18 protein-coding genes, 1 pseudogene and 1 riboswitch are annotated in these 23,402 nt (G+C 65.8%); of the genes and pseudogenes, 4 read left to right on the forward strand and 15 right to left on the reverse strand.

What is annotated here, in order from left to right:
* Nucleotide 1: 1 nt before the first annotated feature.
* The 6 genes and pseudogenes from J8G26_RS01120 to J8G26_RS01145 all read right to left on the reverse strand — a co-directional run bounded on the left by J8G26_RS01120 (nt 2) and on the right by J8G26_RS01145 (nt 7,458).
* Entirely contained in the window at nt 2-874 is an 873-nt protein-coding gene (locus tag J8G26_RS01120) for an alpha/beta hydrolase (RefSeq protein WP_210567614.1), read from the reverse strand.
* A gap of 147 nt (nt 875-1,021) precedes the next feature.
* Nucleotides 1,022-2,512: a M20 family metallopeptidase gene (locus tag J8G26_RS01125; protein ID WP_210567615.1), complete on the reverse strand. Its 1,491-nt coding sequence runs from the start codon at nt 2,510-2,512 to the stop codon at nt 1,022-1,024.
* 223 nt (nt 2,513-2,735) lie between these two features.
* A pseudogene (locus tag J8G26_RS19520) lies at nt 2,736-4,705 on the reverse strand (methyl-accepting chemotaxis protein).
* A 261-nt stretch (nt 4,706-4,966) separates the two neighbouring features.
* Nucleotides 4,967-5,551: a methionine biosynthesis protein MetW gene (metW, locus tag J8G26_RS01135; protein WP_087748071.1), complete on the reverse strand. Its 585-nt coding sequence runs from the start codon at nt 5,549-5,551 to the stop codon at nt 4,967-4,969.
* Nucleotides 5,548-6,750: a homoserine O-acetyltransferase gene (locus tag J8G26_RS01140; protein WP_210567616.1), complete on the reverse strand. Its 1,203-nt coding sequence runs from the start codon at nt 6,748-6,750 to the stop codon at nt 5,548-5,550. The genes metW and J8G26_RS01140 overlap by 4 nt, the downstream gene beginning before the upstream one ends.
* A 144-nt stretch (nt 6,751-6,894) precedes the next feature.
* Nucleotides 6,895-7,458, reverse strand: a complete 564-nt coding sequence (locus tag J8G26_RS01145; protein ID WP_087748072.1) for a TMEM165/GDT1 family protein — start codon at nt 7,456-7,458, stop codon at nt 6,895-6,897.
* A 19-nt stretch (nt 7,459-7,477) separates the two neighbouring features.
* A riboswitch (yybP-ykoY riboswitch) is annotated at nt 7,478-7,661 on the reverse strand.
* Between the two features lie 256 nt (nt 7,662-7,917).
* Here J8G26_RS01145 and J8G26_RS01150 point away from each other — a divergent pair.
* Nucleotides 7,918-8,304, forward strand: a complete 387-nt coding sequence (locus tag J8G26_RS01150; protein WP_087748509.1) for an RNA-binding protein — start codon at nt 7,918-7,920, stop codon at nt 8,302-8,304.
* A gap of 268 nt (nt 8,305-8,572) precedes the next feature.
* On the forward strand, nt 8,573-9,121 hold the full coding sequence (locus J8G26_RS01155) for an RNA-binding protein (RefSeq protein WP_210567617.1): 549 nt from the start codon (nt 8,573-8,575) through the stop codon (nt 9,119-9,121).
* Nucleotides 9,122-9,266: 145 nt separating this feature from the next.
* Here J8G26_RS01155 and J8G26_RS01160 read toward each other — a convergent pair whose 3' ends face one another.
* From J8G26_RS01160 to J8G26_RS01175, 4 genes are read right to left on the reverse strand one after another with little or no spacing between them, the layout of a single operon-like run.
* Nucleotides 9,267-10,049 carry an SDR family oxidoreductase gene (locus J8G26_RS01160; RefSeq protein WP_210567618.1) on the reverse strand — a complete coding sequence of 261 codons (783 nt, stop codon included), beginning with the start codon at nt 10,047-10,049 and terminating at the stop codon, nt 9,267-9,269.
* A gap of 28 nt (nt 10,050-10,077) precedes the next feature.
* On the reverse strand, nt 10,078-10,671 hold the full coding sequence (gene lptC / locus J8G26_RS01165; RefSeq protein WP_210567619.1) for an LPS export ABC transporter periplasmic protein LptC: 594 nt from the start codon (nt 10,669-10,671) through the stop codon (nt 10,078-10,080).
* The gene (locus tag J8G26_RS01170; protein WP_210567620.1) at nt 10,668-11,249 is read right to left on the reverse strand and encodes an HAD hydrolase family protein; all 582 of its coding nucleotides are present in this window, start codon (nt 11,247-11,249) and stop codon (nt 10,668-10,670) included. Before J8G26_RS01170 ends, lptC begins: the two co-directional genes overlap by 4 nt.
* Nucleotides 11,249-12,244, reverse strand: a complete 996-nt coding sequence (locus J8G26_RS01175) for a KpsF/GutQ family sugar-phosphate isomerase (RefSeq protein ID WP_210567621.1) — start codon at nt 12,242-12,244, stop codon at nt 11,249-11,251. Before J8G26_RS01175 ends, J8G26_RS01170 begins: the two co-directional genes overlap by 1 nt.
* Nucleotides 12,245-12,292: 48 nt before the next feature.
* On the opposite strand from J8G26_RS01175, the gene J8G26_RS01180 reads away from it, so the two are divergent.
* Nucleotides 12,293-14,278, forward strand: a complete 1,986-nt coding sequence (locus tag J8G26_RS01180; RefSeq protein ID WP_210567622.1) for a monovalent cation:proton antiporter-2 (CPA2) family protein — start codon at nt 12,293-12,295, stop codon at nt 14,276-14,278.
* A gap of 134 nt (nt 14,279-14,412) precedes the next feature.
* Here J8G26_RS01180 and J8G26_RS19525 read toward each other — a convergent pair whose 3' ends face one another.
* On the reverse strand, nt 14,413-17,460 hold the full coding sequence (locus tag J8G26_RS19525) for an EAL domain-containing protein (protein ID WP_210567623.1): 3,048 nt from the start codon (nt 17,458-17,460) through the stop codon (nt 14,413-14,415).
* A 200-nt stretch (nt 17,461-17,660) separates the two neighbouring features.
* On the opposite strand from J8G26_RS19525, the gene J8G26_RS01190 reads away from it, so the two are divergent.
* On the forward strand, nt 17,661-18,215 hold the full coding sequence (locus tag J8G26_RS01190) for an adenine phosphoribosyltransferase (RefSeq protein ID WP_086913825.1): 555 nt from the start codon (nt 17,661-17,663) through the stop codon (nt 18,213-18,215).
* A 62-nt stretch (nt 18,216-18,277) separates the two neighbouring features.
* Here the strand turns inward: J8G26_RS01190 and J8G26_RS01195 are convergent, their stop codons facing one another.
* The 4 genes from J8G26_RS01195 to J8G26_RS01210 form a co-directional block, all read right to left on the reverse strand.
* Nucleotides 18,278-19,141, reverse strand: a complete 864-nt coding sequence (locus J8G26_RS01195) for a hypothetical protein (protein ID WP_087748080.1) — start codon at nt 19,139-19,141, stop codon at nt 18,278-18,280.
* A gap of 412 nt (nt 19,142-19,553) precedes the next feature.
* Entirely contained in the window at nt 19,554-20,045 is a 492-nt protein-coding gene (locus tag J8G26_RS01200) for a cyclic nucleotide-binding domain-containing protein (protein ID WP_087748081.1), read from the reverse strand.
* Nucleotides 20,046-20,125: 80 nt separating this feature from the next.
* A complete protein-coding gene (gene mnmE, locus J8G26_RS01205) occupies nt 20,126-21,550 on the reverse strand; it encodes a tRNA uridine-5-carboxymethylaminomethyl(34) synthesis GTPase MnmE (protein WP_210567624.1) in 1,425 nt (474 codons plus the stop codon).
* A 203-nt stretch (nt 21,551-21,753) separates the two neighbouring features.
* Nucleotides 21,754-23,340, reverse strand: a complete 1,587-nt coding sequence (locus tag J8G26_RS01210; RefSeq protein ID WP_210567625.1) for an ABC transporter substrate-binding protein — start codon at nt 23,338-23,340, stop codon at nt 21,754-21,756.
* Nucleotides 23,341-23,402: the final 62 nt, after the last annotated feature.

A 23,402-nucleotide genomic window follows, 5' to 3' on the forward strand; every position in this document is an offset into this window, starting at 1 on the left:
GTCAGCCCACGGCCGGACAGCGCTGCAGCAGCCACTGGCGCAGCAGCGCAAACACCGGCGCGGCGAGGTCGGGGCTTTCGTTGAACAGCTCGTGGAACAAGGGCTCAAAGCGCTGTGACTGCACCATGCCCCGGGGCGCCGCAGCGGCAAATGCCCGGCTGCCCGCGGGGTTGACCAGCCTGTCGGCTCCGGCCCACATCAGCAGGGTGGGCACGCTCCAGTGCGCGGCCCGCGCCACCGTGGCGGGCCCGCCGTCGGCGATGAACCGGGCCAGGCGGCCGCTGATGCGGTCGTGGCACAGCGGATCGGCCAGATAGGCGGCCACCACGGCCGGGTCGTGCGAGAGATATTGCGCATCGAGCCCGTTGCCCACGCGCAGGTTGGGCAGGATGCGCGCCAGCGTGGCCAGCAGCAGCTTTTGCACGGCATTGAGCCCCGGGTCCAGGGCGGGGGACGAGAGCACCAGCGCATCCACCGGCCGCAGGTGCATCGACACGAAGCGCGCCGCAACCAGCCCGCCCATGCTGTGGCCCAGCAGCACCAGCGGCTCGCCTGGCGCCATGCGGGCACGGGTGGCGTCCACCATGTCGGCCAGATCCTCCAGCAGGCGCATGTCGCCGGTGAGGCCGCCGCGCGGGCCGCCCGACTCGCCATGGCCATACTGGTCGTAGCCCCGCACGGCAAAGCCCCAGGCATTGAGGCGCTGTGCCACGGCGTCGTAGCGCCCCACATGCTCACCCAGGCCATGCACCAGCAGCACGGTGCCGCGGGTTGCGCCCTCTGTCAGGGGCCAGTCCTGCACCGCCAGGTTTTCGCCATCTGCCGCGGTGAGGGTCGTCAGGGTGCTCAAGGTGGAAACAATGGTGTCAGACATCGGTCGGGCAAGGGTTGGGCCAGTGTGGCACGCAGCGCGGGCGGCACTGGCAGCACGCGTTGCAGTGGAGGTTCCAGCAGACAGCAGGGGAAACGGGAGCGGCCGGGGCGGGCCTGCGCAGCGCGCACGCGCCCCAGCGGTCGATGCTCAGGCGGCAGTGGCCTGTGCTGCGGCCTGCTGTGCCATGGCGCCGATCACCTGGGCCACCGAGGCGGTGAGACGCTTGGCATAAGGCACATGCAAAAACTCGTTGGGGCCGTGCGCATTGCTCTTGGGGCCGAGTACGCCGCACACCATCATCTGGGCCTTCGGAAAGCCCTCGCTGAGCATGTTCATCAGCGGGATGGTGCCGCCCTGGCCGATGTAGCCGCAGGGCGCGCCAAAATGCGCCTGCGAGGCCGCGTTGAGCGCCTGCTCGAACCACGGCGTGGTGGCCGGGGCATTCCAGCCCGTAGCGCCGCCGCCGTTTTCAAAAGTGACCCGGGCCTGGTAGGGCGCGTTGTCTTCGAGCAGGGCTTTGAGCTGTTGCACGGCCTGGGCGGCATCCACCAGCGGCGGCAGGCGCAGGCTGAGCTTGAAGGCGGTATAGGGGCGCAGCACGTTGCCGGCATCTTGCAGTGCCGGAAAGCCTTCGGCACCGGTCACGCTCAACGTGGGCGCCCAGGTGCGGTTGAGCAGCGCCTGCAGTGGGTCGGTGGTGGTGGGCAGCGCAAACTGGGTAGAGCCGCCGCAGTCGTAGTGCGCCCACGGAAAGCGCTTGTACACCTCTTCGCCCAGGATGGCAGCCGTGGCGCGGGCCTGGGCCAGGCGGTCGGCGGGCACCTCGCAGTGAAAGCTGGCGGGCAGCAGGCGGCCGGTGGCGCTGTCTTCAAGGCGGTCGAGCACCTGGCGCATGATGCGAAACGACGAGGGCACCAGGCCCGAGGCATCGCCCGAATGCACGCCCTCGGTCAGGATCTCGACCTTGAGCGTGCCGCTGGCCATGCCGCGCAGGCTGGTGGTGAGCCACAGTTGGTCGTAGTTGCCGGCGCCGCTGTCCAGGCAGATCACCAGCCCCACATCGCCCAGGCGGGCGCGCAGGGTGTCGATGGTGGGCAGCAAATCGCGCGAGCCGCTTTCCTCGCAGGTTTCGATCAGGCCCACGATGCGGGGGTGCGGCACATCCTGGCGCTTCAGTTCCTGCACCGCTGCAATGCTGGCATAGACGGCGTAGCCATCGTCGGCACCGCCGCGGCCGTAAAGCTTGCCGTCTTCGTATTTGGGCGTCCAGGGGCCCAGGTCGCTGCGCCAGCCGGAGAACTCGGGTTGCTTGTCCAGGTGGCCGTACATCAGCACCGTCTGGTGGGCGGCGGGCTCGGTGGCCTCGATCTCGAAGAACAGCACCGGGGTGCGGCCGGGCAGGCGCACGATCTCCAGCCGCAGGCCGGCCACTTTTTGCGCCTCGACCCAGGCGGCGGCGTTGCGCACCACGGTGTCAAGCAGCCCCAGCTGCGCCCAGTCGGGGGCAAAAGTGGGCGACTTGGCCGGGATGGCGATGTATTCGGTGAGCTGGCGCAGGATGTCGTTGTCCCACGCCTGGCTGACCCGCTCCAGCGCCAGCGCAGGTTGAAGGACTTGGGAAGGGACACGGGCGTTCATGGGCGGGCTCCAGCGGCAATTCGAAAACCGCATTCGACCACAACGCGCCCGCCGGCGCCACGGCTCAATGGAGAGATACCGGAGCGGTCTTGGGATTGCGGCCTGCGACGGCGCGGTGCAGCAGGCTCGCCACCGCAAGGCAGGGCAACTCTGGTGGGGCTGGCCCGCTGTAGTGATCAGGGGGTCAGGGCCGTGGCGTCAACACCCTGCGCGGGGGAATCTCCTATACGGCGCCCGGCAGGGCAATGTGCCCGGCCGCGTCACCGCCCGACAGCTTGAACACCTGCACCGCATCGGCAAGGCGCGTGGCCTGTTCGCGCAGGCTGTGGGCGGCTGCGGCCGACTCTTCCACCAGCGCGGCGTTCTGCTGCGTCATCTGGTCGAGCTGGTTCACGGCGATGTTGACCTGGCCGATGCCCTCGGACTGCGCGCTGGACGCCGCGGTGATCTCGCCAATGATGTCGCCCACGCGTTGGACCGAGCCGACGATTTCGTCCATCGTGGTGCCGGCGTTCTGCACCAGGCGTGCGCCCGATTCAACCCGCTCGACCGACGCGCCGATGAGCTGCTTGATCTCGCGGGCGGCCTCGGCGCTTCGCCCGGCGAGCGAACGCACCTCACCGGCCACCACGGCAAAGCCACGGCCCTGCTCGCCGGCCCGGGCCGCTTCCACCGCGGCGTTGAGCGCCAGGATGTTGGTCTGGAAGGCAATGGAGTCGATCACGCCGATGATGTCGGCGATCTTGCGCGAGCTCTGGTTGATGTCGCCCATGGTGGTGACGACCTCGCCCACCACCCGGCCACCGCGCGCCGCCACCTCGGCGGCCGAGCTGGCCAGCTGGTTGGCCTGCTGGGCTGCGTCGGCCGACTGGCGCACCGTGGCGGTAAGCTGTTCCATGCTTTGCGCGGTCTGGGCCAGGCTGCTGGCCGTGGCCTCGGTGCGTGCCGACAGATCCTGGTTGCCGCTGGCGATCTCGGCGCTGGCCGTGGTGATGCTGTCCACCGCCGTGCGCACCTGCTGCAGCATCTGCACATAGCGCTGGCGCATGCCCTCCACCTCGTGCACCAGGGCGCCAATCTCGTCGCGCCGCGTGGTGTGGAAGGCCTCGGTCAGGTCGCCCTGGGCCACCAGCGTGATGGCTTTGGTGAGCCCCTGCAGGGGCCGGCTCACGCCGCGGCGCAGCATCATGAACAACCCCACCGCCAGCAGCGCCACCGCCACCGCCATCAGGCACCACACGGCCAGCGTGACGCGGCGTTGCCGCCCATGGCCTCGGCGTCGGGCACCTCGGCCACCACCCACCAGCCATCGGCCCGCGTCTTGCGCGCCAGCGCCCAAGGGTCGGACGACTGCCCGCCCAGCACCGGCGCCGCCTGGCGCACATAGCCGCCGTCGGCCGTGGCCAGCGCGTCAAAGAACGCACGGTCCTGGGGATAGGCCTCCAGCACCTTCTTGCCGCGCGCCGTGGGGTGGGCCACAAACACCGCATCGGCCAGCGACTTGCCTGGATCGATCACATAGGTGCCACCGTTGTCGAAAAAGCGCGTCTGCGCCACCTGTTTTTCCAGCATGGTCTCGAACACGCTCACGTCGTTGGCGATAAACAGCAAGGCAATCACCTTGCCGGTGCTGTCCTTGGACGGAACGTAATAGCCCATGTAGGGCTTGCCGTTGACCACGGTGCGGCCCACATAGGGCTCGCCCGTCTTCACGCGCTGGTAGGCCGCACTGTCGCGCTCAAGCAGCGTGCCTTGCTGGCGCTCGCCCTTGTCGTTCTTGACCGAGGTCGTCACGCGCACGAAGTCGTCACCCTTGCGTGCAAATACGGTCGCAATGCCGCCCGTTTCATTGGCGAACTTGTCCACCGAGCCGTGGTCATCATTGACCAGCGCACCAAAGCTGCGCAACTCGCCCGTGCCTTCGTCGAGCTGCATGTTGGCCTCGAAATAGCGCTGAAAGCCCCGCATGGTGAGCTGCACGAGCTCGCGGTTGGTGGCGTCGGCCGCGTCAATCGATTGCGCCACGCTCTGGGCCGTGTTGCCCACGCTACCGACCACTTCGGCACGGGTGCTGCGCTCGGTAAGAACCGCGATCGCCAGACCCACCAGCACCAGCACCAGCGCCACCAGACCAATGGCCATCAAGGTGACCTGGCGCGCCACAGAACGGTTATTGGCAAGGGATGCTGCCATAAGGGTTGTCTCCGGAAAATGAATGCATGAAGCCGGCTGTGCCGGTCTGCTCCCACTCTAAGACAGGGGCGTAGTTACATTCATTAACGCATTCCCTTACGCAGTGTCGCGTACCGGCGCGTTGGTGCCAGCCCGTTGACGACGCACCATGCAAATTTGAGGAAAAACAGGCTTTTACGCTTATGCAGTAAACGCAAACAGCTCTGTTATTGATAGCAAATCAATTCCCAACCCCGTGGGGCGGCAACCCGGTGCTGGGAATCAGGCGTGCTCGAAATGGAACACCGCAGTGCCCGCCCGCGCGTTCGGGCACCAGCGCACAGCGCGCCCGTCCTGCAGGCCGAACGCGTCGATCACGCGCAAATTGTTCTTAAGCGCCAGCACCTCGAAATCCTTGTAGGTGCCGACACGGATGTTGGGCGTGTCGTACCACTGGTAGGGCAGGCGGCGCGTGACGGGCATGCGCCCGCGCAGCACCGACAGGCGGTTGGGCCAGTGCGCAAAATTGGGGAAAGCCACCACGCCGGTGCGCCCCACGCGCGCGGTTTCGCGCAGCATGACCTCGGCGTTGCGCAGGTGCTGCAGGGTGTCGATCTGCAGCACCACGTCAAACGAGTTGTCGCCAAACATCGCCAGGCCTTCGTCGAGGTTGAGCTGGATCACGTCCACCCCGCGCTGCACGCAGGCCAGCACGTTGGCGTCATCAATCTCGATGCCGTAGCCGCTGCACCCGCGCTCGCGCTGCAGGTAGGACAGCAGGGCGCCGTCGCCACAGCCCAGGTCCAGCACGCGCGAGCCGGGCGGCACCATGCGGGCAATGGCCTGCATCGTGGTTTTCTCGGTCATGCGAACTCCTTTGCAATGCTATCGAAATACGAGCGCATGACGCTCATGTAGCGGGCGTCATCGAGCAAAAAGGCATCATGCCCGTGGGGGGCGTCGATTTCGGCATAACTGACGTGGCGGCGGTTGTCGAGCAGGGCCTTGACGATCTCGCGGCTGCGCCGGGGAGAAAAACGCCAGTCGGTGGTGAAGCTGATGAGCAGGAATTTCGCCGTGGCACGCGCCAGGGCCTGGGTCAGGTCGCCACCATGGCCGCGCGCCGGGTCAAAGTAATCGAGCGCGCGCGTGATCAGCAGGTAGGTGTTGGCGTCGAAATACTCGCTGAACTTGTCGCCCTGGTAGCGCAGGTAGCTCTCGATCTGGAACTCAATGTCCTGGGTGCTGTAAAGGTAGTCGCGCAGGTCCGGCGCTGGGCCGCCCCGAGCCGGACCAGCCCCCTCGGGGGGCAGCGAACCACGCGAAGCGGGGAGCGTGGGGGCACGCAGACTGCGGCCGAATTTCTCGTTCATCACGTCGTCGCTCAGGTACGTGATGTGGCCGATCATGCGGGCGATGCGCAGGCCGCGCTGGGGGATTACGCCATGCCGGTAAAAGTGGCCGCCGTGGAAATCGGGGTCGGTCACGATGGCGCGGCGTGCCACCTCGTTGAAGGCAATGTTCTCGGCCGTAAGGTTGGGCGCGCTGGCCACCACCACGGCGTGGCGCACGCGCTCGGGGTATTGCAGTGTCCAACTCAGGGCCTGCATGCCACCCAGACTGCCGCCCAGCACCGCCGCCAGCTGGGTGACGCCCAGGCGGTCGAGCAGCCGGGCCTGCGCGTTGACCCAGTCTTCCACCGTCACCACGGGAAAATCGGCGCCGTACACCTCTCCCGTGTCGGGGTGCAGGTGCATGGGGCCGGTGGAACCAAAGCACGAGCCCAGGTTGTTCACGCCGATCACGAAGAATTTGTCGGTATCCACCGGCTTGCCCGGGCCGATCATGTTGTCCCACCAGCCCGCGCTCTTGTCCTGGCCTTCGTACACCCCGGCCACATGGTGCGAGGCATTGAGGGCATGGCAGACCAGCACGGCGTTGGAGGCATCGGCGTTGAGCGTGCCGTAGGTCTCGAAGGCCAGGTGGTAATCGCGCAGCGATGCGCCGCTTTGCAGCGGCAGCAGCTGCGGAAAATGCATGGTCTGGGGTGTGGCAATGAACGACATAAAAAAAACCGGCATCGCTAAAAACGAGGCCGGGGATAGGTCGGACGGGTCTTTAGCAGAATTTATTAAGCGCCCGCAAGCTGTGGCAAATCGGCGCGTGGGGCAAATATACCAAAAGGGCCGCCCAACGGCGGCCCTGGTCGATCAGGTTGGCGCAAAAATGGCCACCAGCCCGAGGACCACGAAAATCACCGCCGACACAATGTGCACGATGCGAATGGGCACCAGGCGCGTGATGCGGTCGCCCAGCCAGACCACGGGTGCGTTGGCCAGCATCATGCCCAGCGTGGTCCCGGCCACCACCCACAGGTAGGCGTTGTATTGCGCCGCCAGCATGACGGTGGCGATCTGCGTCTTGTCGCCCATCTCGGCCAGGAAAAAAGCCACCAGGGTGGTGCCAAACACCCCCCAGCGCGGCGTGCCGTCGGCATCCCCCTCATCGAGCTTGTCCGGAATCAGCATCCAGACCGCCATGGCGATGAACGAGGCGCCCAGTATCCAGCGCAAGACCTGCGGCCCCACGACCGTGGTCACCCAGGCGCCAACGGCACCCGCCAGCCCGTGGTTGGCCAGCGTGGCGACCAGAATGCCCAGAACGATGGGCCAGGGCTTGCGGAAGCGCGCGGCCAATACCAGCGCCAGCAACTGGGTCTTGTCGCCCATCTCGGCCAGGGCGACGATGGCGGTAGAAACAAAAAAGGCTTCCATGGGGAGGGGTATCCAATCCGGCCGGATGGGTGGTGAACGCATTGACTGCACCCCGACTCCGGCCAATGGATCGGCATGCAGTCAATGGTCTCGCCCAGCTCAATGCAAGCCGCATGCGCCATAGGTTGTGAGAACCCAAGTGTGTTGACGCCTGCCCCCGGCGCGGTGTGCTGCCAGGCGGGCTACTCCCCAAAGACCGCCGTATTCTAGTGCAGTGCGCCGCCCTGTCCGCTGCGGCGGCAGCCGCCGCCGCCAAGGTTTCCTACCCGAAAAATTTTTCCTTAGAAATAAATATTCACGCGGCGCATAAAAGTGATTAATAATGGCTTCGCTTTTCTGCAATGCAGGAAAGCAGTTAAGTTAGCGGTGATTGGTCAGTTTCGCGTCTTTGAAGTCGTCACAGGTTTGTTGATTGCGTAGGACTCCCATCGCGTTTTCATGTTTTTTCAGGAGTCCTTCATGGGCAACAAACTTTACGTGGGCAACCTGCCCTACTCTTTCCGCGACGAAGACCTGCAGCAGACCTTCAGCCAGTACGGCACGGTCGGCAGCGCCAAGGTCATGATGGAGCGCGATACCGGCCGCTCCAAGGGTTTCGGCTTTGTCGAAATGGGCAGCGATGCTGAAGCCCAAGCCGCCATCCAAGGCGTGCATGGCACCAATTTTGGCGGCCGTGACCTCGTGGTCAACGAAGCCCGTCCCATGGAGCCACGCGCTCCCCGTAGCGGCGGCTTCGGCGGCGGTAACGGTGGTGGCGGCTACGGTGGTGGTGGCGGTGGCTACGGTGGTGGCCGCAGCGGCGGCGGTGGTGGTGGTGGTTACGGCGGTGGCCGCAGCAGCTACTAAGACCGTTTCAGCAGGTGCCTGCACCTGCTACCGGCAAAACAAGGAGCCTCAGGGCTCCTTTTTTCATGCCTGCAGCATTGCGGCAACAACCGCGCAAAGCACTTGCCTTTTTTCAAAAACTGTGAGACATATCGTGACTGCGGGGGTTTTCTCGCCTAAAAAGGTTTGCGGTGATCCGTCGGTTTCGCGCATAGGGCGTCATTGAGATTAGCTGGCTGCGTTTTCTGGACTCCATCGCTTTATTCATGTGTTTTTGAGGAGTCCCGTGATGGGCAACAAACTGTATGTCGGCAACCTGCCGTACTCGGTGCGCGACAGCGATCTGGAACAGGCCTTTGGCCAATTTGGTGTCGTGACGAGCGCCAAGGTCATGATGGAGCGCGACACCGGCCGCTCCAAGGGCTTCGGCTTCGTCGAAATGGGCACCGATGCCGAGGCGCAGGCCGCCATTCAGGGCATGAACGGCCAGCCTTTGGGTGGACGCGGCATCGTCGTCAATGAGGCCCGCCCCATGGAACCCCGTCCACCCCGCAGTGGCGGCGGTGGTTTTGGCGGTGGTGGCGGCGGATACGGTGGCGGTGGCCGCAGTGGTGGAAGCGGCGGCTATGGCGGTGGCGGGAGCTACGGCGGTGGCCGTGAAGGCGGCGGTGGTGGTGGATACGGTGGTGGCGGCGGTGGCCGAGGTGATGGCGGCGGTTACGGCGGCGGTGGCCGCAGCGAAGGCGGCTTTCGCAGCCCCTACGGCTCAGGCTCGCGCAATGGCGGTGGCCGCAGTGGCGGCGGGGGTGGTGGCTATGGTGGCGGCAACAGCTACTAAACCGTACACCAGCAGGATGGTTGGGTAGAAGCCCCTTTGGGGGCTTTTTTCATGGCCGCAGGTTTCGGGAGCTGATGCCGCCCCGACGCCAATTTGCCAAGATGGGCGCCAGCAAGCCTCACACCGGCTTGGTCGTCCACCGCAGTTATTCCACCTCATCCTGGCGGTGCTTGCGGGGCCGGCCTGCCAGCAGTGCGTCCAACAGCGCGTTGGGAAGCAAGCGCAGCAGTTTGGCGACAACACCCATCTGCCAGGGAATGACGCGGTAACTCACCCCTGCGACAATGGCCTGGAAGGCGCGGTCAGCAAAACAATCGGCCTGCATCAGGAACGGCATGCCGTAGCGGTTGTGGCGCGTGAGCGGCGTGTCGACATAGCCTGGCGAAATCGTAACCACGCGCACCCCGTGCGGACGCATCTCGCCGCGCAGGCTTTCGCAATAGCTGATGACCGCCGCCTTGCTGGCGCAATAAGCCCCATGCCCAGGCAAGCCGCGGATGCCCGCCACACTGCCGATACCCACCAGGGTGCCGCCGCGGCGTTGCACCATACCGCTCACAAACGGTTGGAAGGTGGCCGCCATGCCGATGTTGTTGGTGGCAAAGGTGCGCACCATAACGTCGATATCGGCACGGATGGCGGTGTCCATGCCCACGCTGATGCCGGCGTTGGCAATGACCACATCGGGCAGACCCTGGCGCGCTATGCAGTCCCGGCCCGCGGCCATGATGCTTTCAGGCACCGACACATCAGCACTATAAATTTCATAGCTACTGGCGCTTATCCCTTGGGCGCTAGCCCATGATTTGATGTCAAATGTGCGCCGTGCCACCAGCGCCAGCCGATAACCACCCTGATGAAAACGCAGGGCCAGCGCCTGGCCAATGCCGCTGGAGGCGCCCGTGATGAAGACGAGCGGGGCCGTCATGGGGTCGGTCTGCACGCTGTTGGGCGACTTATCGCGACGCCGCAGGCATCAGCACGCCCCGCACACGCCCGCGCAGTTGCAGCACCTGATCGAGGTTGTCATATTCCATGGCATCGGCCGTGAACTGGTCGTTGCCCCGGATGAGGACGACAGGCTGGTCGGAGCGCACACGCTCGGCCTGGGTGAACGCGTGTAGGAATTCACCCCGAAATTCCAGGCGCGGCTGCGTCTCGCGCGTGACCACCGCGTTGCCAAAAAGCTGCACCTCAGAGCCATCGGCATTGCTCAGTGCGCGATGGGCCGTGGCCAGGGTCACGACGCCCTGCGGCGTCACCGAGCGCATGCGCACATTGTCGATTTCCAGGGTGTCCGTGTCGGGAAAATGCCGCCCCATGTCGCCCTTGACCTCGCTTTGCATCCGCCCGGTGGCGTCAAAACTCTTGACCGAAAAGGCCTTCATGAAATAGTCGGGCTGGTGGCCGTTGCTGGGCGCGGCCGCGGCGGCGATGGGCGCGGGGGCGTTGCGCACCAGCCACCAGGTGCCCAAGGCCAGCAGCCCCATGAGGATGATCGGAAGGTAGAGCGTAAACCGCTCCCAGCCCTGGCGCAGCAGCGGGGTCATAGCGTGTAGCCCGCCAGCAGGGCTGCATAGCGGCCACTGGCCACCAGCAGCAGGTCGCAAAATTCGCGCGCCGCGCCTTCGCCGCCACGCGCCAGCGTGGTGTGGTGCGCGGCATGGCGCACTTCCACATGGGCATTGGCGGGTGCACAGGCCAGGGCGCAGCGGCGCATGACGGGCAGATCCGGCCAGTCGTCGCCCATGGCGGCAGCCTGCGTCCAGGAGAGCCCCAGCTTCGCCAGGATCTGCTCGGCCGCCGGGCGCTTGTCTTCGGTGCCAAAAACTGCATGCTCGACACCGAGGGCCTGCAGGCGCAAGCGCAACGGGGCCGAGTCGCGGCCGGTGATCACGGCCGGGGTGATGCCCGCCTGCTGCAGCAATTTGAGGCCATGCCCGTCCAGGGTGTTGAAGCGCTTGAGCGTTTCGCCGGCTTCGCTGATGTACAGGCCGCCATCGGTCAGCACCCCGTCCACATCAAAAAACGCCACACGCACGCCCTGGGCCTGCAACAGCAGCGCCGGATCGAAGTTCAGCACGGGCCCGCCGTCGGCTGCAGGAAAAGTAGAGGAACTGGCGCTCATCAGATCACCTTGGCGCGCATCAGGTCGCGGATGTGGACCACGCCTTCCAGCGTCCCGGTCGCTCCCACCACCAGCACGCTGGTGATGCCGTGGGTTTCCATCATTTCGGCGGCATTGACCGCCAGGGCGTCGGGCGCAATGCGGCGGGGCGGGGCGTGCATGACCTGGGCGGCCGTGGTCTTGCGCAGGTCGGCGCCCGCTTCGATACGGCGGCGCAGATCGCCGTCGGTGAAGATGCCCAGCACCTGCCCCGCGCCGTCCACCACAGCGGCGGAGCCCAGCCCCTTGGCGCTCATCTCGCGCATCAGCTCGCTGAAGGTGGCGTCGGGCAAAACGCGCGGAACCGCGTCGCCCGAGCGCATGACATCGCTCACATGCGTCAGCAGTTTGCGGCCCAGGGCGCCGCCGGGGTGCGAACGGGCAAAGTCTTCGGGCCGAAACCCGCGCGCATCGAGCAACGCCACGGCCAGGGCATCGCCCATGGCCAGTTGCGCGGTGGTGCTGGCCGTGGGCGCCAGGTTCAGCGGGCAGGCTTCGCGCTGCACGCTGCAGTCGAGCGTGAGGTCGGCGTGGCGGGCCAGCGTGGAGTGCGGGCCGCCCGTCATGGCGATCAGGGGCACGCCCAGGCGCTTGAGCACCGGCAGCAGCGCCGTGAGCTCGCCACTTTCGCCGCTGTTGGAGATGGCCAGCACCAGGTCGTCGGCGGTCACCATGCCCAGATCGCCGTGACTGGCCTCGGCGGGGTGGACAAAAAAGGCGGGGGTGCCGGTGGACGCCAGGGTGGCTGCAATCTTGCGCCCGATGTGGCCGCTCTTGCCCATGCCCATGACCACCACGCGCCCGGTGGTCTGCAGCACGCGCTGCACGGCTTGCACAAACCGGGCGTCCAGGCGTGCGGCCAACCCGGTGAGGGCGGCGGCCTCGATGTCAAACGTTTCCCGCGCCAGGCGCAGGACCTGATCCGGATCAAGAGGGGAAAAGGCGGCGGGAGTCATGCGCGGATTCTATCGACCGGGGTGCGGGGCCTCGGATAGCATTGGTCTATGTCCTCACTCGCGCTGACCTTGCTTTATCTCCTGGCCGCGGTGTTGGGGGTGGTGGTGTGTCGCAGCCTCAAACTGCCGCCGATGCTGGGCTACCTGGCCGCGGGCGTGCTGATCGGACCCCATGCGCTGGCGCTGGCGCAGAACTCGGAAGGGGTGCGGCACCTCGGTGAATTCGGGGTGGTGTTCCTGATGTTCGCCATCGGGCTCGAATTCAGCCTGCCCAAGCTGCGCGCCATGCGCCGCCAGGTGTTTGGCCTGGGGCTGCTGCAGGTGGTGCTGAGCATGCTGGTGGTCACCGGGCTGCTGCTGGCGCTGGCGCACCTGGTGGGCGGCGTGTGGGCGCTGGGCTGGCAGTCGGCCCTGGCGCTGTCGGGGGTGCTGGCCATGAGCAGCACGGCCATCGTCGTCAAGCTGATGGCCGAGCGCTCCGAACTTGAAAGCGAGCATGGCCGGCGCGTGATGGGCATCCTGCTGTTCCAGGACCTGGCGGTGGTGCCCCTGCTGGTGCTGATTCCGGCCCTGGGCTCGTCGCCCGACCGCCTGCTCACGGCGCTGGGGCTGGCGCTGCTCAAGGCCGCGCTGCTGGTGGGCCTGCTGCTGACGGGCGGCCAGCGCCTGATGCGCTGGTGGCTCACGCAGGTGGCGCGGCGCAAGAGCGACGAGCTGTTCATGCTGAACCTGCTGCTGATCACGCTGGGCCTGGCCTGGCTGACCGACCTGGCCGGCCTGAGCCTGGCCCTGGGCGCCTTCATTGCGGGGGTGCTGGTCTCGGAGACGGAATTTCGGCACCAGGTGGGCACCGATATCCGCCCGTTCCACGACGTGCTGCTGGGCCTGTTCTTCATCACCATCGGCATGATGCTGGACTGGCATATTCTGGTGGACCGCTGGGCGCTGGTGCTGGTGCTGGTCACGGTGCCACTGCTGCTCAAGCTGGTGCTCATCCTGGTGCTGGCGCGCGGCATGGGCGCCACGGCCGGGGTGGCGCTGCGCACCGGCCTGTATCTGGCGCAGGCGGGCGAGTTCGGCTTTGTGCTGCTGTCGCTCACGCTGGAAAACGGGCTGGTGCAGCCGGCGCTCATGAACCCGATTTTGGCGGCCATGGTGCTGTCGATGCTGGCCACGCCGTTTCTCATCCTGTACAGCAACCGCATCGTGATGAGGCTGGTGGCCAGCGACTGGCTGCAGCAGTCGCTGCAGATGACCACCATCGCGCGCAAGTCCATCAACACCAGCAAGCATGTGATCATTTGCGGCTTTGGCCGCTGCGGCCAGAACCTGGCCCGGATGCTGGAGCGCGAAGGCATTCCCTACATGGCGCTGGACCTGGACCCCGACCGCGTGCGCCAGGCCGCCGCCGCGGGCCATTCCGTGGTCTATGGCGATGCCACGCGCCTGCAGGCGCTGATGGCGGCGGGGCTGGTGCGCGCCAGCGCGGTTGCGGTGACCTATCTGGACGTGCCGTCGGCACTCAAGGTGCTGGCCAACACGCGCGCCCATGCGCCGCAGGTGCCCGTGGTGGTGCGCACGCAGGACGACCTGCACCTGGACAAGCTGCAGGAGGCCGGCGCCACCGAGGTGGTGCCCGAGGCCATCGAGGGCTCGCTCATGCTGGCCAGCCACGCACTGGCACTGGTGGGGGTGCCCATGCGCCGGGTGCTGCGGCTGGTGCAGGACCAGCGCGATGCGCGCTACAACCTGCTGCGCGGCTACTTCCATGGCGCCGATGACGACACCGTGAACGAGCGCGACCAGGAGCGCCTGTCCACCGTCACGCTGCCACCCGGCGCCAAAGTCGTCGGTCAGTCGCTGGGCGGGCTGGCCTTGCCGGCGATGGGCGTGCGGGTGGTCAATTTGCGGCGCGGCGACGGCCATCCGGGTGCCGCGGTGGCCGAAGCGCTGCTGGCGGCGGGCGATACGCTGGTGCTGTCGGGGCACCCTGCTGCGCTGGCGCTGGCGGAAGACAAGCTGCTGCGGGGGTAAAGGCAGGAGGCAGCCCCTGAGCGGCGGGGCGGCCCTTGCGCGGCGGTACTCGCTTCACGCAGTGCCTGTACCCAAAGGGACTGGAAAAAATGAATGGAATACGGCTCTAGCGCTTATCCATAAAGCGCTAATAGCTATATTTTACATAGCAAATCGACAGGTCCGGGCCGCCCGAACAGGTAGCCCTGGAACTGCCGGCAGCCGTTGCGCAGCAAAAAAGCGCGCTGGCCCTCGGTTTCCACCCCTTCGGCCACCACATCCAACCCCAGGCTGCTTGCCAGCGTAATGATGGTGCAGGCGATGGCCGCATCGTTGGGGTCGGTGAGCACATCGCGCACAAAACTCTGGTCGATCTTGAGCTGGTCGAGCGGCAGGCGCTTGAGGTAGCCCAGCGAGGAATAGCCCGTACCAAAATCGTCGAGCGAAAACCCCACCCCCAGGGTGCGCAGGGCCTGCATTTTCAGGATGCTGTCTTCCACGTCATGCAGCATCAGGCTTTCGGTCAGCTCCAGCTTCAGCCGGCGCGGGCTGGCGCCGGACTCGCGCAGGGCATCCAGCACCTGCTGCACAAAGTGGGGATGCCGGAACTCCTGCGCACTGACGTTCACCGCCACGCTCCAGCCGACGCTGTGCGGCATGGCCGCCCACAGCGCCAGTTGCGCACATGCCAGGCGCATGACCTGTCGCCCCAGGGGCAAGATCAGCCCGGTCTGTTCGGCCAAGGGGATGAAATCGCCGGGCGGCACCATGCCGCGCTGCGGATGCATCCAGCGCACCAGGGCCTCTGCGCCTAGCACATCGCCTGTCTCATTGACCACCGGCTGGTAGTGCAGCAGGAACTCGTCGCGCTGCAGGCCCTGCCGGATATCCCCTTCCAGTGCCGAACGTGCACTGGCGGCCGCCTGCATGGCCGGGTCAAAGAAACACAAGGTGTTGCGCCCCTGGGCCTTGGCCTGGTACATGGCCAGGTCAGCGCGCTGCAGCAATTCATGCACCGGCTGCCCTGCGTCGCGAAACAGCGCAATGCCGATGCTCGGGGTGCTGTGTATCTCGCGGTTGTCCACCTGAAAGGGCCCGTTGAGCGACGCGATGATCTTCTGGGCAATGGCCTCCGCCTCGACGGCGGCCTCGGGCTCCGCGCTGTGCAGCTGCTGGAGAATCACCACAAATTCATCACCGCCCAGCCGTGCCACGGTGTCCATGGCACGCACGCACGATCGCAAGCGCGCGGCCACCTGCACCAGCAGGCGGTCGCCCATCTCGTGGCCCAGGGTGTCATTGATGGCCTTGAAGTTGTCCAGGTCCAGAAACAGCAAGGCGCCATGGCACGCTTCGCGCACACAGCCCAGGGTGGCGTGCTCCAGCCGGTCAAGCAAAAGCCGGCGATTGGGCAGCGCCGTGAGCTCGTCGTAAAACACCAGCCGCTGGATCTCGGCCTCCGCCTTCTTGCGTTCAGTGATGTTGCGCGCAACGCCGCGGTAGCCGGTACACCGGCCTTCGGCATCAAAAATGGGTTCGCCACTGATGGACACCCAGACGGGTGTGCCGTCAGTGGTGGTGCGCTGCATCTCGAAGTCATGAAAGACCTCATGGGCCTGCAGCTGTTGGCGGTGCTTGCTCCACTGCCCGGGCGCCACCACGGCGTCGGGCAGTTCCCAGCGGGTCAGTCCGTACTGCGTTTCGTCCGGGATACCGCGCTCGACGCTGCCGTCGAACCGGACAAACCGGAAGTCGGCATCCTGCTCCCAGTACCAGTCCGAGGAAAGATCGGTAACGCTGCGCCAGCGCGCCTCGCTCTCCCGCAATGCCTGCAATGTGCCCAGGTAATCGGTCACATCCGCAAAACTACGCACCCAGCCGCCCGCCTCCAGCAGTCGCGTGCGCACTTCCAGGTACCGCCCTGCGCGTGTCTTGCGGATATAGGTTTCGGGCATTGCTGAGCCCCCGGCGTGGTCCGATGCCAGGTAGGCCCGTGCGGGCGATTCGATCAGGTCGAGATCCTGCCCGAAATCTCCCCGCTCGGTCTGGAAACGCACCACGTCTTCCACGAGCGGCTGCGTTGCGAGCAGTTCTTCGGGCAAATCCAGCAGTTCCAGATAACGCCGGTTGTACAGGCGTATGCGCCCGTTGGCATCCACGTTCGCGATGCCCTGGGACACGCTGGCCAGCGTGCCTTCCAGCGCGCGGGTCTTTTCGGAGAGCAGGGCACTGGTGCGTGCCAGCCGGGACTCGACTTCGCTGCGCGCCAGCTCGGCCCGGCGGGCCAGTTCCAGCTGGCCCACGGTGTTGCGCAGCGGCTGCAAAAACTGCACATCGGCCTGCGAATAGCCCCCCGGGCGATTGGCCAGCCCGACCATGGCGACCAGCTCCCCTGCGGCATGGATCGGCAGGCCCAGATAGGTTGTGAGCGCCGGGTGCCCCTGCGGCCGCCCGGCACTGCGCGGGTCTGCGGCGGGGTTGTTGCTGATGACGGCCTCGCCCGTCAACAGCGCCGCGCCCAAGAGCGAGTGCGGATTGTCAAAAACCATCCCCTCCTGGGCGTGCTGGGCATAGCGGACCCGCGAAGCTGCGTCCCAGCTGATGTCGGTCATGGCATGCACCCGCAAGAACGGCAGGCCCTGGGGCGCGCGCTGTACCTGCCCCACCAGCCCGAACGCACTGCCGGTGAGCGCCATCAACTCCTGCAGCACCGCATCAAACGCCGCGCGGGGAGAAGTTTGGGCAATGAAAATGGCCTGAACTTTGGAGATCGCCTGCAGCAGGCGGTGCTGCCTTGCCAGCATGGCCTCGGCGGTCTGGCGGGCCCGTGCGACCGTGCTGCGTTCCAACACCGCCTCAATCTGCGCGGGAAGCGCCAGCAAGTGATCGCGTTGCGGGGTCTGCACCAGAAAATCACTGAACCCGTGCCGCATGGCCTGGGCCGCCTGAGCCTCCTCGCCCGGGAGCACCATGATCAGCGCCGGCACATCGTCGAGCATTTTCAGCACATCAAAGGCCGTGCCATCGGCCATGCTGCGCACCGTCAGCACCACGTCGATTTGCTGGCGGGCCAGTATCCGGCGGGCTTGCGCAAGGGTGGGCGCCATGTCGACTGTCCAGTCCAGCCAGGGATCGACCAGCGCATGGACGACGGACTGCGCATGGTCAGAGTCGCCATCGATCAAAAGGACAGAGATGGGCATGGGCCGATCCGGAGTGCGAAACCAAATCGGCCCCAAAAAGCCGATGGCGGAACAAGGAGAAACAACAGTTACCGATTATGGGGGCAGCCCAGGCTGCACAGCCGCTGTGTCATGCGTGCGACGCAGTCCTTACACTTCGGGCGTCGAGTGAAACGGGCTTGCCCGCGTTGCTCTTTGTTCATTTCCCAATCCACCCCTCCATGCAGCCCCTTAGCGTCAACGAGTACCTTCGCCAGCACATCCGCACGGTTCCTGACTGGCCCGCGCCCGGAGTGCAGTTTCGTGACATCACGCCCCTGCTGCAGGACCCCAAAGTCTTTCGCGTCCTGATAGATGCCTTCGTTCACCGCTACATGGACCGCGCCCTGCGCCCCGATGTGGTGGCCGGGCTCGACGCGCGCGGTTTCATCCTGGGGGCCGTGGTGGCCTACGAACTGAACGTGGGGTTCGTGCCCATCCGCAAGAAGGGCAAGCTGCCATTCACGACGGTCGAGGAAACGTATGAGCTCGAATACGGCAGCGCCACGGTCGAATTGCACACCGACGCCGTCAAGGCAGGAGACCGCGTGCTGCTGATCGACGACCTGATTGCCACCGGCGGCACCATGATGGCCGGCAAGAAACTGCTGGAAAAACTCGGCGCCACGGTCACCGAAGGCGCCGCCATCGTCGATTTGCCGGAGCTTGGTGGGTCACAACGGCTGCGCGAAGGCGGCCTTGCGCTGTACACCCTGGTGGACTTCGCCGGGCACTGAAGCCATACCGGGCGCTCCAGGCGGCCAAGGCCTGTGTGTCTGGCCCTGCCAGACGCCTTGCCTCAATTCAGATCGCCGTACTGGGTGGTGCTGAGATCGGGAAAGGTCCCGTCGGCACCGGGTATCACCGTGTCTTCAAATCCGGTCGGCCGCGACGGCGGCAACAGCGGGCCCGATCGCACAGACACCCCCGGCTTGACGGCCGCGGCAGGGGTGGGCCGGGCACCCGCTGCATCCGACAGCGCACGCTTGAATGCAGCCACTTCATCGGCCTCGATCGGATCAAAACGCTGCACAGGGCGCGCCGCAGCGGCAGCAGGGCGGGCCGGCACCGGGGTGGCTGGCAGCATGGGCGCTGCAGGGGCCGCCGCGCTCACCGGCGCGACCGGGCGTGCGGCCGGGGCCTGCGGCGCCCGCACCGGCACCGCGGGCGCAGCAGAGGCCGTGGGCAGCGACGCGCCAAGGGGCGCAATGCCCTTTTGGGGAATGCCCACGGCCACATGATCATTGATGCGCCAGTAAACCGCCGTCACCAGAATGTCGTAACGGGCCTTGGCCGTCTGGGCGATCAGCGCCTCGATCTCGCTGAGCCGCACGGTTTCTCCACCAAACTCGCGGGCCAGGTCCATCATGACGAGAAACTGCCGGCCCCGCTGGTCCAGCGACAGCACCTTGAACTTGTAACTGGCCGACAGCACTCCAGCGCGCACCATGGCATCGCGCACCACGGTGTAGAGCAGTTCGCGCCGCTCCATGCGTTCATTCTTGCGATTTACCGCGTGTTCCGCAGGCTGGGGTTCCAGGGTGGGCTTGCGTCCCACGGCCAGCGGAACGGTGGCATCGGCATTGAACAACCCCGAAGGGTCCAGGGCTGCACGGGCTTTCGGCGGTGAAGGTTTGCGGCTAAACCAACTGAACAGGGACATCGTTTGCTTTCTGGCGATAGCACCGGTAAATAACCCGATCAAGTTTACCCGGCGCCTCCCAGCAAGCGCCCCCGCAAGCGTGCTGAAAATACCCGGTTTGACATCCTCGCCGCCTCTGCCCAGAGGCTGAACTCTGGCCCGCAAAGTGAATTTGCCCGGCCTTGTACCTGGCGTGCCCGCCTTTGAACGGAATCCAACCCAGCGATTACTTGCCCGATTTTGGATTGCTGACGCGCCAGTTCAGACGGGCCTTCTTGAACTGCTTGCGCCGCGTAGCGTATTCCACGCACACCAATTGCACAGTGCCGCTGCCCACGCTCACGCCGTCGCATTTACTGCCCCCGTGAACTTTTGCAGGTCGTAGCTTGTGCTGGCAGCGCTATCCGTCCCCGCTCAAATCAGGCGCCTTTGGTCAGGTGGCTGCAACGCGGCGGCGGCGATTGCTCAGCCGTTTGGCTAGCACGGCGCCAGCGGCCATGGCCAGCCCCAGTGCGATGGCCGGCTGGCGATTGGACAGCTCGGTGAAGCGCAGCGCGGTCAGGCTCCAGAGCTTGGTCGGGGCACTGGCCTGCACCGTGGCGCTGCGGGGGCGCAGCGAGAAGAAGGCGCCTTCACCCACCACCGAGCCCGGCCCCACGATCGCCAGCCGCAAGCGCTCTTTCTCGTCCTGGTAATGCACGCTCAGGCTGCCGCTTTCGACCAGGTAAAGGGTGCGGTCCGAAGCACCCTGGGCAAACAGCACATGCCCTGCTGGCAGGGTGTAGGGCTGCAGATAGGCACAGAAGATGTCCCACTGCGCCGGGGTGAAGGGATTGGTCATGCTGTCTTCCGCGCCCGCCTGGGCAATGGCGTTGAGCAGGTCAGTGAGATCCACTTTGGATTGGAGGGGCGTGATGGCGTTCATGGCCCTCCGAAACTACCTGTGCAACAGAGCAGGCACAAGCATTCTTTACGACTGTTTACAACAAAAGCCAACCGATGCCGTTATTTGCCGATGCAAAAGCTGGAAAAGATGACGCCCAGCAAGTCGTCGGACGAGAATTCCCCCGTGATGGCGCTCAGCGCGTTCTGGGCCAGCCGCAGTTCCTCGGCCAGCAGGTCCAGCGCGGGGCCTTGCGCATCCAGCTGCGCCGCGGCCTCGTGCAGATGCGCCTGCACCGCACGCAACGCCTGCACATGCCGGGCGCGGGCGATGTACACGCCTTCGGGCGCCGACTGCCAGCCGGCCACCTGCAGCAAGATGCGGCGCAAGGCATCGAGCCCCTCGCCCGTGCGCGCCGACAGGTGCACGGCAGCGCGCCCTGCGGCCGGGGGCCGCGCTGCTGCGCCGGGCACGCAATCGACCTTGTTCCAGACATCAATGACAGGGGTTGATTTAGGCAGTTTTTCGGCCAGAGCGCTTTCTATGACTGCGTCTGCAGCTCTGTATTCGATAGCATCCCAGCGGACCAGATCGTGCAGGAACAGCACCGCATCGGCGCCCGCGATTTCGTCCCAGGCACGGGCGATGCCGATGCGTTCGACCTCGTCGTCGCTGTCGCGCAGGCCGGCGGTGTCGATCACATGCAGGGGCACGCCTTCGATCTGGATGGTCTGCTGCACCTTGTCGCGCGTGGTGCCGGCAATGGGGGTCACGATGGCCAACTCAGCACCCGCCAGGGCATTGAGCAGCGAGCTTTTGCCGGCATTGGGCTGGCCGGCAATGACCACCTTGATGCCTTCGCGCAGCAGCGCGCCCTGCCGGGCACGCTGCATCACCTGGGCCAACGTTTGCTCTAGTTTTTGTAGCTGTCCGCGCGCGTCTGCCTTGCGCAGGAAGTCGATTTCTTCCTCAGGAAAATCCAGCGTGGCCTCCACCAGCATGCGCAGATGGATCAGCGCATCGCGCAGCGCATGGATCTCTTGCGAGAACGCCCCGGTCAGCGAGCGGCTGGCGCTGCGCGCGGCCGCCTCGGTGCTGGCGTCGATCAGGTCGGCAATGGCCTCGGCCTGGGCCAGGTCAATCTTGTCGTTCAGGAACGCGCGTTCGGTGAACTCGCCCGGCTGTGCCAGCCGCAAGCCGGGCAGGCAGGGCTGGCCCGTGGCCAGATCGGCGGCTGCGCCCGCCTCCAGGCAGCGCGCCAGCAGCAGTTGCAGCACTACGGGGCCGCCGTGGGCCTGCAGTTCCAGCACGTCTTCACCGGTGTAGCTGTGCGGGCCGGGAAAATACAGCGCCAGCCCCTGGTCGATGGCCTGGCCCGCCGCATCGCGAAAGGGAAGATAGGTGGCTTCGCGCGGCCGCAGCGTGCGGCCGCACAGCGCCTGGACCAGGCCGGCGAGCTGCCTGCCCGAGACGCGCACGATGCCGACCGCGCCGCGCCCCGGGGCAGTGGCGATGGCGGCGATGGGGTCGGAGTGGCGGGGCAGCATGGGTGGGTGGCAGGCGTTGTGCGGGGGAGAAGGGGAGCGGCATGATAGCCGCGCAATGCACAAGGCCCGCGCGTGCGGGCCTTGTGCCAGGGCTTTATCGCTTTAAAAACAATAGCACCTTGCGCTTTATCTCATTGGGCTTGAGGCACTTTTTGCTCAAAATCCACAACGCAGCGGGCAACCCGGGCCATGTCTTCAACAGCTCACTTGATCGTGGTCCAGACGGGCATCGGGCGGTCGTCCGCGCGGTGCTGCGTTTCCACGTTGCTGCGCATGGCCCAAGGACGGATCTGGTGGTGCACCGGCAGGTACAGGTACTCGTCCTTGACCAGCTTGAGCGCGTTGGCCAGCAGCGCGTCGCGCTTGGCGGTGTCCATCTCGACCTTGATCTGGCTGATCTTGGTGTCCAGCTCGGCATTGCTGAAACGCCCGGCGTTGTAGACGCCCGCAGACGTCTTGCCGTCTTTGGTGGCCATGAGGGAGTCGAGCGAGTAAAGCGCATCGAACGTGGCCACGCCCCAGCCGAACAGGTAGGCGCTGACGTCGTTGTTCATGACGCGCGTGACGAACTGCGACATGGGCGCAGCCTGCAGCGTGGTCTTGACGCCAATCCGTGTCCACATGGCGGTCACTGCCTGGCAGATGGCCTCGTCGTTCACATAGCGGTCGTTCGGGCAGTCGAGCTTGAGCGAGAAGCCGTTGGGATAGCCGGCATCGGCCAGCAGCTTTTTGGCGGCTTCGACGTCGTACTTGGCGGCGCGCTCGTCCAGTGCCTTGCTCCAGCCGTGGACCATGGGTGCCACCATGGTGCCGGCGGGCACCGAGAGGTTGCGCATGGTGCGGCTGTGCAGGCCGGCCGAGTCGATGGCCTGGTAGAGCGCCTGGCGCACGCGCTTGTCCTTGAGCGGGTTCTTGCCTGGTGTGCCCGCACCGGGGAGCTCGTCGCGGAACTGGTCCAGGCCCAGGTAAATGGTGCGGTTCTCGGCGCCTTCGACGAGCTTGATGTCGGGGCTGCCCTTCATGCGCGCCAGGTCTTGCGGCGGCGGATCAGACACAAAGTCCACCTGGCCCGAGATCAGCGCGGCCGAGCGCGTGGCGGCCGACTTGATGGGCGTGAAAACCACCTCGTCGATGTTGCCCGTGGGCTTGTCCCACCAGTTGGGGTTCTTCTTGAGCGTGACCTTCACGTCCGGCTGCCAGCCGACCATGATGAAAGGACCGGTGCCGTTGGCGTTGCGCGCAGCGAAGTTTTCTTCCTTGGCAGCGTAGTCCTGCGATTTCAGGGCATTGTTCTTCTCGGCCCAGGCCTTGTTCATGATGCGCGCTTCCGTCAGCTCGCGCAGCAAGATGGGGTTGGGGCCCTTGAGGATCAGATCCACGGTGTGATCGTCCACCTTCTTCACTTCCTTGACGCTCTGCACGGCCGACTGCATGTTGGACGGCGGTGTCATCGCGCGCGTCAGCGAGAAGACCACGTCGTCCGCCGAGAAGGGCGCTCCGTCATGGAATTTGACGCCCTTGCGCAGCTCGAACCGGATCTGCGTGGGCGAGATCTGCGTCCACTTGGTGGCCAATGCCGGCTCGATCTTGTAGGCCTTGTCGTAGCGCACCAGGCTTTCGTACACCTGCTGCAGGAAGGCGTGCGTGGTCTGGTGGTTTTGCGCGTGCGGATCCACAGTCAGGATGTCATTGGCGCCTGCCCAGCGCATGGTGGCAGCCCCCGCCGCCCCGGTAGCCAGCAGCGCAGCCAGACACAGGGCACCCAGCTTGAAGTTCGGTCGATGGTTCATCAGCTTTTCCTCGTGGTCGTGAATCGTGAATGAGGTGACAAGCAAGCATCGTACCCAAAACG

The sequence above is a fragment of the Acidovorax sp. JG5 genome, assembly GCF_017939685.1.
Taxonomy (GTDB): domain Bacteria; phylum Pseudomonadota; class Gammaproteobacteria; order Burkholderiales; family Burkholderiaceae_C; genus Acidovorax.

Bases quoted from the DNA above. Each gene is read 5' to 3' on its own strand.
- J8G26_RS01180 (WP_210567622.1), top strand. From the start codon at position 12,293: ATGTCCTCACTCGCGCTGACCTTGCTTTATCTCCTGGCCGCGGTGTTG.
- J8G26_RS01200 (WP_087748081.1), bottom strand. From the start codon at position 20,045: ATGAACGCCATCACGCCCCTCCAATCCAAAGTGGATCTCACTGACCTG.
- J8G26_RS01150 (WP_087748509.1), top strand. From the start codon at position 7,918: ATGGGCAACAAACTTTACGTGGGCAACCTGCCCTACTCTTTCCGCGAC.
- J8G26_RS01125 (WP_210567615.1), bottom strand. From the start codon at position 2,512: ATGAACGCCCGTGTCCCTTCCCAAGTCCTTCAACCTGCGCTGGCGCTG.
- J8G26_RS01175 (WP_210567621.1), bottom strand. From the start codon at position 12,244: ATGACTCCCGCCGCCTTTTCCCCTCTTGATCCGGATCAGGTCCTGCGC.
- J8G26_RS01160 (WP_210567618.1), bottom strand. From the start codon at position 10,049: ATGACGGCCCCGCTCGTCTTCATCACGGGCGCCTCCAGCGGCATTGGC.
- J8G26_RS01155 (WP_210567617.1), top strand. From the start codon at position 8,573: ATGGGCAACAAACTGTATGTCGGCAACCTGCCGTACTCGGTGCGCGAC.
- J8G26_RS01210 (WP_210567625.1), bottom strand. From the start codon at position 23,340: ATGAACCATCGACCGAACTTCAAGCTGGGTGCCCTGTGTCTGGCTGCG.
- lptC (WP_210567619.1), bottom strand. From the start codon at position 10,671: ATGACCCCGCTGCTGCGCCAGGGCTGGGAGCGGTTTACGCTCTACCTT.
- J8G26_RS19525 (WP_210567623.1), bottom strand. From the start codon at position 17,460: ATGCCCATCTCTGTCCTTTTGATCGATGGCGACTCTGACCATGCGCAG.
- metW (WP_087748071.1), bottom strand. From the start codon at position 5,551: ATGACCGAGAAAACCACGATGCAGGCCATTGCCCGCATGGTGCCGCCC.
- J8G26_RS01120 (WP_210567614.1), bottom strand. From the start codon at position 874: ATGTCTGACACCATTGTTTCCACCTTGAGCACCCTGACGACCCTCACC.
- mnmE (WP_210567624.1), bottom strand. From the start codon at position 21,550: ATGCTGCCCCGCCACTCCGACCCCATCGCCGCCATCGCCACTGCCCCG.
- J8G26_RS01145 (WP_087748072.1), bottom strand. From the start codon at position 7,458: ATGGAAGCCTTTTTTGTTTCTACCGCCATCGTCGCCCTGGCCGAGATG.
- J8G26_RS01190 (WP_086913825.1), top strand. From the start codon at position 17,661: ATGCAGCCCCTTAGCGTCAACGAGTACCTTCGCCAGCACATCCGCACG.
- J8G26_RS01195 (WP_087748080.1), bottom strand. From the start codon at position 19,141: ATGTCCCTGTTCAGTTGGTTTAGCCGCAAACCTTCACCGCCGAAAGCC.
- J8G26_RS01170 (WP_210567620.1), bottom strand. From the start codon at position 11,249: ATGAGCGCCAGTTCCTCTACTTTTCCTGCAGCCGACGGCGGGCCCGTG.
- J8G26_RS01140 (WP_210567616.1), bottom strand. From the start codon at position 6,750: ATGTCGTTCATTGCCACACCCCAGACCATGCATTTTCCGCAGCTGCTG.